This window comes from Microbispora sp. H10830, from assembly GCF_014161375.1.
In the GTDB taxonomy this organism is placed as follows: domain Bacteria; phylum Actinomycetota; class Actinomycetes; order Streptosporangiales; family Streptosporangiaceae; genus Microbispora; species Microbispora catharanthi.
In genome coordinates, this window is record NZ_JABBWX010000010.1 from 122,960 (window position 1) to 136,334 (window position 13,375).

General features: G+C 71.7%; 9 protein-coding genes and 1 pseudogene. 5 read left to right on the forward strand and 5 right to left on the reverse strand.

The window, feature by feature from the left end; all coding sequences use genetic code 11:
- Positions 1–10: 10 nt before the first annotated feature.
- Positions 11–1,339, reverse strand: a complete 1,329-nt coding sequence (locus HHX35_RS24870) for an ABC transporter substrate-binding protein (protein ID WP_182901157.1) — start codon at positions 1,337–1,339, stop codon at positions 11–13.
- 2 nt (positions 1,340–1,341) lie between these two features.
- A complete protein-coding gene (locus HHX35_RS24875) occupies positions 1,342–2,604 on the reverse strand; it encodes an ABC transporter substrate-binding protein (RefSeq protein ID WP_182901158.1) in 1,263 nt (420 codons plus the stop codon).
- Positions 2,605–2,739: 135 nt separating this feature from the next.
- On the opposite strand from HHX35_RS24875, the gene HHX35_RS24880 reads away from it, so the two are divergent.
- From HHX35_RS24880 to HHX35_RS24890, 3 genes are all read left to right on the forward strand, one after another.
- The gene (locus tag HHX35_RS24880; RefSeq protein WP_139575845.1) at positions 2,740–3,246 is read left to right on the forward strand and encodes a PadR family transcriptional regulator; all 507 of its coding nucleotides are present in this window, start codon (positions 2,740–2,742) and stop codon (positions 3,244–3,246) included.
- The gene (locus tag HHX35_RS24885; RefSeq protein WP_182901159.1) at positions 3,243–3,992 is read left to right on the forward strand and encodes an ABC transporter ATP-binding protein; all 750 of its coding nucleotides are present in this window, start codon (positions 3,243–3,245) and stop codon (positions 3,990–3,992) included. Before HHX35_RS24880 ends, HHX35_RS24885 begins: the two co-directional genes overlap by 4 nt.
- Before the next feature lie 76 nt (positions 3,993–4,068).
- The gene (locus tag HHX35_RS24890) at positions 4,069–6,342 is read left to right on the forward strand and encodes an FtsX-like permease family protein (RefSeq protein WP_220505848.1); all 2,274 of its coding nucleotides are present in this window, start codon (positions 4,069–4,071) and stop codon (positions 6,340–6,342) included.
- A 13-nt stretch (positions 6,343–6,355) separates the two neighbouring features.
- Here the strand turns inward: HHX35_RS24890 and treS are convergent, their stop codons facing one another.
- The 3 genes and pseudogenes from treS to HHX35_RS24905 all read right to left on the reverse strand — a co-directional run.
- On the reverse strand, positions 6,356–8,095 hold the full coding sequence (treS, locus tag HHX35_RS24895; RefSeq protein WP_182901160.1) for a maltose alpha-D-glucosyltransferase: 1,740 nt from the start codon (positions 8,093–8,095) through the stop codon (positions 6,356–6,358).
- A 211-nt stretch (positions 8,096–8,306) separates the two neighbouring features.
- A complete protein-coding gene (locus HHX35_RS24900) occupies positions 8,307–9,995 on the reverse strand; it encodes an asparagine synthetase B family protein (protein WP_182901161.1) in 1,689 nt (562 codons plus the stop codon).
- Positions 9,982–10,188 (reverse strand): annotated as a pseudogene (locus HHX35_RS24905) (helix-turn-helix domain-containing protein); the annotation flags it as partial. The pseudogene HHX35_RS24905 and the gene HHX35_RS24900, both read right to left, overlap by 14 nt.
- A gap of 145 nt (positions 10,189–10,333) precedes the next feature.
- On the opposite strand from HHX35_RS24905, the gene HHX35_RS24910 reads away from it, so the two are divergent.
- Both HHX35_RS24910 and HHX35_RS24915 read left to right on the forward strand, forming a co-directional pair.
- On the forward strand, positions 10,334–12,355 hold the full coding sequence (locus HHX35_RS24910; protein ID WP_182901162.1) for a glycosyltransferase: 2,022 nt from the start codon (positions 10,334–10,336) through the stop codon (positions 12,353–12,355).
- Between the two features lie 219 nt (positions 12,356–12,574).
- Positions 12,575–13,279 carry a DALR anticodon-binding domain-containing protein gene (locus HHX35_RS24915; protein WP_182901163.1) on the forward strand — a complete coding sequence of 235 codons (705 nt, stop codon included), beginning with the start codon at positions 12,575–12,577 and terminating at the stop codon, positions 13,277–13,279.
- Positions 13,280–13,375: the final 96 nt, after the last annotated feature.

Genomic DNA, 13,375 nt, shown 5'->3' on the forward strand with positions numbered 1-13,375 from the left:
CGTCCTTCCTTTACTTCTTGAAGGCCTTGGCGGCGTCCGCCTCGAGCTTCTCCTGCGCGCCCTTCACGTCGGAGGGGTTGCGGAGGAAGTCCTGCAGGTCCTTCCACTCGCCCTTGCCGTCGGTGCCGCCGAAGGCGCTGGGGGCGAGGTCGGACATGTCGTACCGCACCGACTCACCGGCCGAGATGATCGTCTGGGCGAGCTGCTTGGTCAGGTCGTCGGGGTAGTTGTCGGGGGAGACGTTGCGGTTGGGGGACAGGTAGCCGGGCTGCTTGGCCCAGACCTCGCCGCCCTCCTTGGACGCCAGGTACTCCACGAGCGACTGCGCGCCCTTGTTGTCCTTCATCACCACCGCGACGTCGCCGCCGAGGATGACCGGAGCGGTGTCGCCGGCCTTCGGGAACGGCATGATCTTGGCTTCCTCGCCGACCTTGGCGCCCGACTGGCCCAGGGAGGCGGCGACGAAGTCGGCCTCGATGACCATCGCGGCCTTCTTCTGGGCGTACACCTGAGTGACGCAGGTCGGGAAGTCGGTCTGCAGCGCGCCGGACGAGCCGCCGAGCATGAACTCCTTCTTGCCGAAGATCTGCGCCAGCTTCTCCAGGGCGGTCTTGACCGAGGCGTCGGTCCACGGGATCTCGTGCTTGGAGAGCTTGTCGTAGTTCTCCGGGCCCGCGGTGGACAGGTAGACGTTCTCGAACAGGTCGGTCAGCGTCCAGCCGGAGGCGGCGCACAGCGCGAACGGCGAGACGCCGGAGTCGGACAGCGTCTGGGCGTTCTTGACCAGGTCGTCCCAGGTGGACGCGGGCTGGGCGCCGGCGTCGTCGTAGGCCGACTGGCGATACCAGACGAGCGACTTGTGCGCCGCCTTGACGAGCACGCCGTACACCTGGCCCTTGGCGGATCCGAGCTCCTTCCAGTACGGCGTGTAGTTCTGGTCGATCTGCGCCTGCACCTCGGCGGACAGCGGCTTGAGCGCGTTCTCGTCGGCGTACTGCTGCACCAGGCCCGGCTGCGGCAGGATCGCGACGTCCGGAGGGTTGCCGCCCTGGATGCGGGGGCCGAGGTAGGCGCCGGTGTCCTCACCGGTGGAGGCGTAGGTGACCTTGGCGCCGGTCTTCTCCTCGAACGCCTTGAGCACCTTCTCGAAGTTGGCCTGCTCGTCGCCGGTCCACTTCGCGGCGACCTCGACCTTCACACCCTCCAAGGGCTTGGCGGCGCCGCCACCGGCGGCCGGGGCGCCGCCCGAGGCCGCAGGCTGGCCGCCGGTGTCGCTGCCGCACGCGGCGGCGGCGGCGAGAGCGAGGCACGCGACCATGATGGGGGGAAGTTTCCGCATATCTATCCTCCGAACTGGATGACCTCGCCGAGCCCCTGTTTCAGGTCGGCGACGGTCTCGTCTACGGGTTTGGCGAGAGTGAGCGCGCCGGAGACGGCGCTGGAGATCAGCAGGCTGACCTGGTTGTAGTCGGCGGTGACCGGCCTGGGCCGGGCCGAGACGATCGCCTCCTTGAGCGCGGGCAGGTAGGGGAACCGCTCGATGAGCTCCGGGTCGTCGTACAGCTCCGCCCACACCGGCGGGAACGAGCCCTCGGTGAGCACGAGCCGCTCGTTGTCGAGGCCGGTGAAGTAGCGGATGAAGTCGAGTGCCGACTTCTGCCGCTTCGAGAAGGCGCTGATGGCGAGGTTGTAGCCGCCCAGCGAACTGGATCCGGGCCCGTTCAGGCCGGGCAGCCGGGCGACCGAGAACTTCCCGGCCAGTTTCGAGTGGGCGGCCGGTCCGTACGCGTGGGGCCAGTTGCGGGCGAACAGCAGCCGCCCCTCCTGGAAGGCGAGCCGGGACTCCTCCTCCTTGTACGTCAGCGCCTCGCGGGGGATCCACCCCTCCTTGACGCCGCCGACGAGGAAGTCGAGCGCGGCCCGCGCGCTGCCGAGGTCCATCGTGACCGTGCGGGCGTCCGGGCCGAGGATCGACCCGCCCGCCGACTGGACGGCCTCGGCGAAGTTGACGGTCAGTCCCTCGTACGGCAGGAACTGCCCGGCATATCCTCCGATGTGATACTTCGCGCTCAGGCGGGAGGCCTGTTCGCGCAGTTCCGCCCAGGTCTTGGGCGGCTTCAGGTGCTCTTTCTTCAGGATGTCCGACCGGTAGTAGAGCAGGCCGGCGTTGCTGGTGTACGGCGCGGCCCACAGCCTGTCGCGGTAGATGGCGGTGTCCGCGACGCCCTTGAGCAGCTTGTCCAGGGGGAACAGGCTACGGTCGAGCGGCACGATCCAGCCGGCGTCGGCGAACTCCGCCGTCCAGATCACGTCGAGCGCGAGCACGTCGTAGACGGCGTTGTGCGCCTGCAGGTTGGCCACCATCTGGGCGCGCTGCTCGTCGGCCGCCTCGGGCAGTTCGAGCAGCGACACCGGCTCGTCCGGGTGCGCCTGGTTCCACCGGTCCAGCAGTGGGCGGAGATACGCGGTGGTGTCCCTGCCGATCGCCAGCGTGATCGGCCCGGTGCCGTCGCTGCCCACAGCGGACTCGGCACCGGTGTCGGCGAGCCCGGCGCACCCGGCCACCAGGAAGGTGGCCAGAACGGCGAGGGCTCGGCGAACCATGTGGCCTCCGTATGAAAAGCCGGTTACATACGTGTTAGGTAGGTGCATGCATGTTATGCATAGCGATAATGTGAGCGTCAACGGATGAGCTCGTAACGCTCCGATAACTGCTCGATACGGCTTGGGGGTGGGCGCGTGCGGCAGTCGCTGCTGGCGCTCCTTGCGAAGGAACCTGCCCATGGATACGAGCTGAAACAGGCGCTGGAAACGATCTTCGGTGGTGCCTACCCGTCGCCCAACATCGGCCAGATCTACGTGACCCTGGGCCGGCTGGAGAAGGACGGGTACGTCCGGTCGGTCGACGTCGAGCAGGCCAACCGGCCGAACAAGAAGGTCTACTACATCACCGCCGCCGGCCGGGAGGCGCTGGAGACCTGGGTCGAGGAGCCCACCGAGGGTCCCCGGGTGCGTGACGAGTTCTTCATGAAGCTCGTGCTGGCTCCGATGACCGGGCTGTCCGACCGCATGGCCTTGGTGAACCGGCAGCGACGGCACTACCTTGCGCTCATGAGAGACCTCCGCGAGCTGGCCGAGCGCACCGACCCGGCCAATCGCGTCGCGCTGCTGCTCATCGAGGGAGCCATGCTCCACCTGCAGGCCGACCTCGACTGGCTCGAACGCTGCCAGGAGGACCTGCCATGACCGCCGACGCTCCCGTCGTACGGGCCGTCAACGTGGTGAAGATCTACCAGACCGGCGGGTTGCCCGTGCCCGCCGTACGCGGGGTCGACCTGACCGTCGAGGCGGGGGAGTTCGTCGCCATCATGGGCCCGTCCGGGTCGGGCAAGTCCACGCTCGTCCACATGCTCGGCGGCCTGGACACGCGCACCAGCGGCGAGATCTGGCTGGACGGCAGGCGGGCGGACACGCTCTCCGAGAGCGGGTGGGCGGTGCTCCGCCGGCAGAAGATCGGCTTCGTCTTCCAGTTCTTCAACCTGGTCGCCAACATGACCGTGGCCGACAACGTCGAGCTTCCCGCGCTGCTGGGCGGCGTCTCGCCCCGGCAGGCGAAGGAACGGCGCGAGTATCTCCTCGGCGAGCTCGGCCTGGCCGACCGCGCCGAGGCGTCGCCCGCGCAGCTCAGCGGGGGCGAGCAGCAGCGGGTCGCGCTGGCCCGCGCGCTCGCGAACCAGCCCCGGCTGCTGCTGGCCGACGAGCCGACCGGCAACCTCGACAGCCGCAACACCCGCGACGTGCTGCGCCTGCTCGGCAAGGTGCACGGGCAGGGCCAGACGATCGTGCTGGTCACCCACGACGCACGAGTGGCGAGCATGGCCGACCGCGTCGTCAGCCTGCTGGACGGCCAGATCGTCGACGACGGCGCGATCCCGAAGTCGCGCCGGCGCCCCTTGGGAGCGGCCGGAGACGTCGTGGAGCTGCGCAGTTGAGATCGTCCGGCCACCATGCTTCCCCGGCCACACGCCCGAGGAGTTCGCAGAGCCCGGACCGGTACGAGGGGGCCGCTTGATCACGACGAGGACCGCGGAGCTGCGGTGGATCCGCGCGGACCTGCGGGCGCGCCGGGGCCAGGCCGCGCTCACGGTCCTCGCGGTGGCGGGGATCGTCACCGCCCTGATCATCGCGGCCACGCTGCTGGAGGACGGCACCAACCCCTGGCGCGGCCTGTTCGAGCGCAGCAACAGCGCGCACATCTGGATCCACAGCAAGGACGTCCCCGACGTGTCCGCGCTGCGCCGCCTGAACGGCGTGACCGACGTCGCCGGGCCCTACCACAGCGCGCCCGCCACGCTGGTCACCCGCGGCCGGCGGGTGCCGATCACCCTGCAGGAGACGCCGGCGGCCTTCCCCGCCGTGGCCCGCCCGCTCCTGCGTGAGGGCCGCTGGCTCGACGTGCGCACCCCGAACGGCGTGGTCGTCGAAAGGTCGTTCGCCCGCGCTCTCGGCCTGCGGCCGGGCAGCCCGTTCACCGTCACAGGACTGAACGGCGCGACCCACGCGCTGACCGTCGCCGGGCTGGCGGAAAGCGGCGACCAGGGGTTCTACCCGGAGTGGACCCCGGGCCTGGCCTGGACGCTCGCGCAGACGCTCAACGTGGTCGAGCCCGCGCCGGGCCGCACCGAGACCGTGACCGGGCTGCGCCTCGCCGACCCCGCCACCACCGATCTCGTCGTCCAGAGGGCCGTCTTCACGATGCGCAACCAGGTGCAGCGGGTGACGACCTGGCGCGAGGTGCGGGCCTCCATGGAGCTGGACAACCGGCTGCTCGGCCTGCTGCTCGCGCTGTTCGGCGGCGCGGGCCTGGCCGCCGCCGCGCTGGCGCTCGCCAACGCCGCCGGAGGCCGGGTGCTGATGCAGTTGCGCGACATCGCCACGCTCAAGTCGCTCGGCTTCACCCGGGGCCAGGTGGTCCGGATGCTCGTCACCGAGCACGGCACGCTCGGGTTGCTCGGCATCGCCGCCGGCGCGGTCGTCGCCCGGCTGATCACGGCGTACGCCATGGGGGAGACGGTCGTCGTGCCGCTGTCGGCCGGCCCGCTCGCCGCGATCATCGTGGGGACGTCGCTGACGGTGCTGATCGCGGTGCTGATCCCGGCCTGGCGCGGCGGGCGCACCCCGCCGATCCCGGCCGCCCCGGCGGCGCCCCCGCGCGGGCACCTGTCGCGGCTGGCCCGGGTCGCCCTGCTCGTACGGCTGCCGCCCGCGCTCGTCCTCGGCGCCAGGGACGCCTTCACCCGCAGGACGCCCGCCGCGCTCACGGTGTGCGGCGTCGCCATCCCGATGATGATGATCACGATAGGGCTCGGCTGCTGGACGACCCTGGACGACTTCATCCGCCACCCGGAGAGCGTGGGCCAGGCGGCGGCCCTGACCGTCAGGCCGGGCGAGCTGACCGCCGAGGAGGCGCGCCAGCGCGCGATGGCCGATCAGGACGTGGTCGCGGCCTACCCGGGCGCCGAACTCGACGCGCTCGTGCCCTGGCAGACCAGGACCGTGCGGACCAGGGCGCTCGGCCTGTCCTCCGACCCGTACCCCTTCCCGGTCGTCGAGGGCCGGATGTTCGCCGACCGGGGCGAGGCGGTCGCCGGGCAGGGCCTGCTCGACCTCCTCGGCGTACGGATCGGCGACCGGGTCCGCATGACGATCGGGGGCACCCCGCTGATCGTGCGGATCGTGGGCCGGGTGGTCGAGCCCGAGCAGGACGGCGAGGTGCTGTCGTTCGGGGTGGACAGCCTGGCGGCCAAGGACGCGCTGCCGCCCCAGTTCTACGCCCTGGTGCTGCGGCCCGGCGCCGACGCGGCCCAGGTGCGGGCCCGCCTGCAGGGGCAGGGGCTGGAGGTGGCCCAGGCGGTGAACCCGGCAGACCGGCTCGCGGTCATCCGCGTGATCATCGTCGCGCTGGTCGCCGTGCTGGCCCTGATCGGGCTGGCCAGCCTGCTGACGGCCAGCGCGCTCGGGCTGCGCGACCACGTCTTCGACCTGGCCGTGCTCAAGGCGATGGGCCTGACTCCCCGTCAGGTGACGGCCACGCTGGTCACCGCCACCGGCCTGCCCGCGGCGGTGGGGGTCGTGCTGGGAGCCGCGGCGGGGGCGTCCTGGTCGCGGTGGCTGATCGACCTGGAGGGCCGCGGCAGCGGCGTCGGCGCCGGCATCGGCCGGGCCCCGACGCCCGGCATGCTCGCCGCGACCCTCCTGATCGCGATCGGCGCGGCGTTGCTGGTGGCGTTGATCCCCGCCAGGCGGGCGGCGCGGGCGCGGGTGCCCGTCACCGCCCGCTGAGGCGTGCGGCCCCTCAGGCGTCCGGGGACCTGCGCAGGGACAGCCAGTAGAAGCCGTAGCCCGGCAGCGTGAGCAGGTAGGGCAGGTCGCCGACCGTCGGGAAGGAGACGCCGCCCCGGCACTCGACCGGGGTGACCCCGGTGAAGCGCCGCAGGTCGAGCTCGACCGGCTGGGCGAAGCGCGACAGGTTGTTGACGCACAGGACCACGTCGTCGCCCTCCTCCCGCAGGAAGGCAAGCACGCTGGGGTTCGGCGACCACAGCTCGGTGTAGTCGCCGGTGCCGAAGATCGCGTGCTCGCGCCTGATCTGCAGCATCCGCCGGGTGAAGTGGAGCAGCGACGACTCGCTCTTGGTCTGGGCCTCGACGTTGACCGACTGGTAGCCGTACACCGGGTCCATGACCACCGGCAGGTAGAGCCGGCCGGGGTCGGCCTCGGAGAACCCGGCGTTGCGGTCCGGGGTCCACTGCATCGGGGTGCGGACCGCGTCGCGGTCCTCCAGCCAGATGTTGTCGCCCATGCCGATCTCGTCGCCGTAGTACATGACCGGCGAGCCCGGCATGCTGAGCAGCAGCGCGGTGAACAGCTCGATCTGGTCCCTGTCGTTCTCCAGCAGGGGGGCCAGGCGCCGCCGGATGCCGAGGTAGGCGCGCATGCGCGGGTCCTTGGCGTACTCGGCGTGCATGTAGTCGCGCTCTTCCTCGGTCACCGTCTCGAGTGTCAGCTCGTCGTGGTTGCGGAGGAAGATGCCCCACTGGGCGCTTTCCGGCAGCTTCGGGGTACGCGACATGATCTCGGAGATCGGCTCGCGGCTCTGCCGGCGCACGGCCATGAAAATGCGCGGCATCAGCGGGAAGTGGAAGGCCATGTGGCACTCGTCGCCGCCCACGGTGGGGTCGCCGAAGTACTCGACCACGTCCTCGGGCCAGCCGTTGGCCTCGGCGAGCAGCACCCGGTCGGGGTAGAGCCGGTCCACCTCGGCGCGGATCCTCTTGAGGTAGTCGTGCGTCTCCGGCAGCCCGGCGCAGGAGGTGCCCTCGCGCTCGAACAGGTAGGGCACCGCGTCCAGCCGGAAGCCGTCGACGCCCAGGTCGAGCCAGAAGCGGATGACCTCCATCATCGCGTCCTGGACGGCCGGGTTGTCGTAGTTCAGGTCGGGCTGGTGGTGGAAGAACCGGTGCCAGTAGTACTGCTTGCGCACCGGGTCGTACGTCCAGTTCGACTCCTCGGAGCCCACGAAGACGATGGGAACGCCCGAGTATTTGCCCGGGTCGTCCGACCAGACGTAGAAGTCTCCGTACGGACCGTCCGGGTCGGTGCGGGACGCCTGGAACCACGGGTGCTGGTCGCTGGTGTGGTTCATGACCAGGTCGGTGATGACCCGCAGGCCGCGCTCGTGCGCGGCCTCGATCAGCTTCACGAAGTCGCCGAGGTCGCCGAACTCCGGAAGGATCTTGAGGTAGTCGGAGATGTCGTAGCCGCCGTCCTTGAGCGGGGACTCGTAGAGCGGCAGCAGCCAGAGGCAGTCGACCCCGAGCCAGTTGAGGTAGTCGAGCTTCTCGATCAGCCCGCGCAGGTCGCCGGTGCCGTCGCCGTTGGAATCCTTGAAGCCGCGGACCAGTACCTCGTAGAAGACCGCGCGCTTGTACCAGCGTGGGTCCTGGGAGGTGAAATCGGTGATCTCCGGGAGATCGCCCGTGGTGGCGCCGAACGACCCGGGAACCGGGTCAGGGCAGGGCGCAGCAGCGTTCATCTGGTTCTCGCTTGAGGAAAGAAGGAGCGTGTTGTCAGGTCACACCCGAGCTTTGAAGCTCTCGCCACGATGTTTGGCTCTATTTGACCAAAACTACCACTAGAAGTGGCCTGACCGAAAAGGCTGACGCCGGTCTGACATGCAGTTTTTACCTGTTTTCAGGTGATCACGGACTGCTACCGCACACACGCGCCCCAGGACTGTGCGGGGGCTACCCTCCCGACTGCGCAGGCCAGGGCGGGGTGAGGTCGCCGAGCACGTCCTCGTAGTCGGCCAGCCAGGCCCCGAACGCCACCAGAGCGCGCAGCCAGAACCGCGAGTTCCACGACCCGAAGGCGGTCAGCGCGTCCGGCCCGCCGGCGATCGCGTCCAGCATCTGGGGCGACATCAGCCCGGGGATTCCCGCGGCCTTGACCAGCATCCGATGGTTCCACTCGCGGGCGACCGGCCCGTTGGAGCGCAACGGCACCCGGCGGTTCGGCAGCAGCGGGGTGTTGGTCGAGGGCAGCGCCGCCACGCGGGGGTTGGCGGCCCGGAGGACCTCCCGGTAGAACTTGCCGCCCTCCTTGCGGGCGACCGGCACCGACAGCGCCGCGTCGAAGAACTCCGGGTGCAGGAACGGGAATACCGGGGTCGCCTCGGGGCCGACGAGGTTGACCGGCGACCGGGCGATGCCCCGCACGGTCCGGGTGTGGAGCACGCTCAGCGGCAGCTCGGCCCGGTGCCCGTGCAGCATCGAGGTCGCCCGGGTGAACGCCGTACGGACCCGGTCGTCCATCCACGCGGCGGCGGCCTCGCCGAGCACGGGAATGTGGGCGTCGCCGGTCGCCAGCGCCTTGAGCAGCGCCTCGCGGCGGGACGCGCCCGTCCCCGCGCCCACGGCGTCCGCCGTGATCAGGAAGTTCTTCATCAGCGGGCCGCCCGCCAGGCCGTCCACCAGCGCCCGGCCGGCGCCGTGCACCTCCCGGGCGAAGGGGGAGTACCACGCGTGGTGGCTGGTGAGGAACTCCAGGCGCCGGGCCGCCCACAGCGCCTCCTGCGGGTAGGCGGCCGGGTCCTGCGGCATGATCCGGTGGGGGATGCCCAGCTCGCGGGTGATGTAGCGGGCGAAGTCGATGTCGTTGTCCAGCCCGTCGTCGGGGCTGGTGGTCCACGACTCGACGTCCATCTTCCTGTCCACCGCCACGCTGGCCAGCAGCCGCGAGTCGTACCCGCCGCTCACCGGCACCAGCACCCGCTCGTACGGCTTGAGCGCGTCGTGCAGCAGCGCGACCAGGTCGCCGCCCGTCACGCCCCGGTCCACCGGCTCCTCCCGCACCCAGCGCGGGGCCCGCCGGTCGGCCCGCAGCCTGCGCTCGCGCCGCGACCAGGTCAGCGCGGTCGCGCCGGGCAGGCGCCGGATCTGGCGGTAGGGCGTGTCCTCAAGCAGCGGGTAGGTCAGCGTGAGGATCGCCGCCCACGCCTCCCAGTTCACCTCGTAGGGCCGCCGGGCCAGCGCGAGGAGCGGCTCGATCAGCGAGGAGAAGTAGACGGCGTCGCCGTCCTGGAGGTAGTAGACGTCGACCAGGCCGAGACCGCCCGTGTGCAGGCTCACCGTGTCAGGCTCGTCCACCAGGCCCGGGGTTTCGTACGTCTCCGCGACGCGCAGCCACGCGTTCGCCCGGGGCTCGCCCCCGGTCTCCGGCCGCCGGCCGCCCCACGCGTACGCGGTCGTCCGGGCTCCCGTGGCGTACGGTGCCAGGGCGGACGACGCGAGCAGCGCGGCCTCCGGAGCGGTGTGCACGGCCTGGACGGCCGGCCCCGACCGTGCCAGCAAGTCGAGCGTTGCCTGCTCGAAGGGCCCGACGGCCCCGCAGACGTACGGTCTGGCCTGGAATCGCGGCCACTCACCCTTGCGCACCGTTTGCCCTCCCTTGAACCGCAGCCGAGTCTACGGACCCCCGCGCCTCCGCGTCGTCCGCCATCGGGGTGCGGTCCTGCTCCGGGCCCCGCCTCCACATAGGCATGGTGCCGCCGGCTTCGAAGCGGGCGACCGCAGGTCGCTTGAGACCCGCGCGTTCGGCCGGTTCCGTCTGTGTCAGGCCGAGTTCCTCGCGACGTCGCCGTCGATCGGGCCCTCAGGGGGAGGGAGATGTGGCGGACGAGGTGGACGAGGTCTCGGCTCTGCCTGAGAGCGATCAGGGCGTTCTGCGAATATTGTGACTCTGGTCCTGAAGGTCTACCGCGGAGTCACCCCATATGAGCGAGGTAAGCGAGCCGGCAGCCGGACAGCCCGAGCGGAGCGATCCGGCGGCGCTGCGGCGGGCGCTGGCGGAGGCGGTGGAGCGGGCCTCCGGCGCGGCGGAGCTCGCCCGGCTGATCACCGACTACCAGCGGCGGCTGGAGGAGGTGGCGCGCTCGGAGGCCGAGGCCCTGACCAAGATGCGTGAGGCCGAGGCGCGGTTGAAGACGGTCGAGCGGCAGAACGCGCAGCTCGCCAAGCAGCTCGCGGAGCAGAAGTACCAGACCGAGGTCGCCAACTGGAAGCTCGCCTCGCTCCAGGAGAGCCGGTGGAGCAAACTCGGCGACGCGATCCACAGCAAGAACCCCGGCTCGGTGGCCAGGACGCTCAAGGCGCCGATCAGGAAGCGCCCCGCGCCCAAGCGCTCGGACTTCAAGCCCGAGATCCCCGCCGTCCCCGAGGTGAAGGCGGCCCCCGCCGCGCCCGAGCCCAAGGCCCCGCAGGTCTCCGCGCCGCTCGCCGAGTCGTTCGTGGTCCCCAAGGGCCCGACGGCCCGGCCGTACATGACGGTCGCCGCGATCGTGGACCGGCAGACCGAGGCGCTGCTGCGGTACGAGTGGCGGCTGGTGACCAACTTCGGCCCGGACAACTGGGAGGCCATGCTCGACCAGCAGCGGCCGCACGTGCTGTTCGTCGAGTCCGTACGGCCCGGCCCCCGGCAGGGCAACGGCGGGCGCTGGCTGGAGGCGCTGGCCGGGGAGACGCGGGCGCTGCGCGACCTGGTGGCGGCCTGCCACAAGCGGGGGGTCAAGACGGTCTTCTGGCACTCCGGCGGCGCGGTGTCGCGGGCGTTTCCGGCGGCCGAGCACTTCGAGTACGTGCTGGCCACCACCGAGGCCCGGGCCCGCGAGTGGCGCTCGGCGCTGCGGCACGACCGGGTCGGCGTGCTCCCGCACGCGATCCAGCCCCGCGTGCACAACCCCATCCCCGCCGAGGGCGGCAGGACCGGGGAGATCGTCACCCTCGGCACGGTCACCCCTCCGGCCGGCGGCGCGGCCTGGCAGCCGCTGGCGGGGCAGGACGACGACACGACGGCGTACGACGACGTGCTGACGGCCTACCGGCAGCCGGCCCTGGTGATCGCGGGCGCCGACGCCGAGCCGAGGGTGATAGGGGAGGTCGCGGCCTGCGGCACCCCGGTGCTCCAGGTGCGGGCCGGGGCCAAGGGCGAGGAGATCCTCGCGGCGGCCGAGATCCTCATGGCCGACGCCGGACGGCTGGCCAGGGAGGCCCATCTCGCCTGGCGGGCCCGCGCCGGCGTCACCCCGCTGCTCGACCCGGTCCTCGACACCCTCGGCGTGCCGAGTGTGCGGAACAGCGGCGTGATCACGGCGATCACCGCCGTCTCGGACCCGGCGGAGCTGGACCGCCTGCTCGCCCAGGTCACCCGCCAGGTCGAACGGCCCGGCCAGCTCGTGATCGTGTCGGACGGCCTGGACGCGGGCCTGGTGGACAAGACGGTCCGCCAGGCGTGCCCGGACCTCGACGTCGTGGTCCGCGCCACGCAGGAGCCGGTCACCCGGGGTGCCGCCCTCGACCGCGCGATCAGGCTCGCCGACGGCGACTACGTGGCCGTGCTCGACGCCAGGGACCTGTACGGCGAGCACTACCTGGCCGACCTCGTACGGCACTTCGCCTCCACCGACGCCGAGGTGCTGGGGAAGGCGTCGTTCTACGCCCACCTGCCGGAGACCGGCGCGACCCTGCTGCGCCAGCCGGGGGCCGAGCACCGGTTCCTGCCCGAGGTGGCCGGCGGCACCGTCCTGGCCCGCCGGCAGGTCCTCACCGACCTCGGCTTCGCCGACGTCTCCGAGGAGTGGGGCGAGGTCCTGATGCGGCAGTGCCGTACGGACGGGGTGCGGGTCTACTCGGCCGACCGGTACTCCTACGTCTGCGTCCGCGACTCGGCGGAGGGCTCGCTGCTCGGCTCGGCGCGCATGGAGGGATACGTCCCGGCCGAGCCCCTCGCCCTGCTCTAGGCCACGGGGCCGAGGCTTCAGACCACGGGGCCGAGGTCGAGCACCGCCTTGCCATGGAGGCGGCGGCCGAGGAGGAGCGCCACTCAGTGGCATACTGGCCGCGATGACCACCACATTCGAGCCCGGCGCCGGACGCCCCGTCATCGAGGTCGTGCAGGATTGCCTGCTCGCCGCCGTCGGCTGGATGACCGCCGCACCCGAGGACGGCCCGGCCGCGCCATGATCATGGAGGCGCTCCGCGGCGTCCTCGGCGCGCCGCCGGTGCCGCAGGGGTCGTGGGAGCGGGAGGCGCGGTTCGTCTCCACCGCGGCGCTGCGGGGGGCGGCCGAACCCGCGGCCGAGGCGGCGGAGCGGCTGGCCGTACGGCTGCGCGCGGTGCCGGGGGTGCGGCACGTGGACGTGCGGCCCAACGGTTTCCTGGTCATCGGGATCGCCGCGCCGGGAGAGATCGTCCACGACATCCTCGCCGCCCCGCTCGCCGTCTCCCCGCCGGAGACCGGCCCGGAGGCGGGCTCCGCGGCGCCGTGGCCCGACTTTCCCCGTACGTGGGACAACCCGGGCTTCGCCGTGCGGTACGCGTACGTGCGGGCGGGTGCGGTACAGCGGTGGGCGCGCGACCTCGGCGTGCCGGCCGGTGGGGCGGCACGGCCCGAGCTCCTCGACGGCCCGTTCGACCGGGCCGTGCTGCGGGTCCTGGCCGAACTGCCGAGCAGGAGGGACAGCCGCGATCCGGGATGGGCGGCATACCTCGAACGGCTGGCCGAGGTCTACCACACCGCCGTCGAGCGCGCGTCCCCGATCCCCAGGGGCGACGAGGCGCCGGCGGAGGTCCACACGGCCCGGGTGCGGATGGGGGAGGCGGTGCGCCGGGTGCTCGGAGAGGGACTGGCGGAGCTCGGCGTCGCCCCGCCCGGCAAAATCTGAACAAAACCAGCGGTTGGCTGAAAGTGCTGTCGCCGATGACCTGCGGATGTGAATATCTTCCGTCGAGGCCGTCTCGCAGGGTGAACAGCGGGCGCG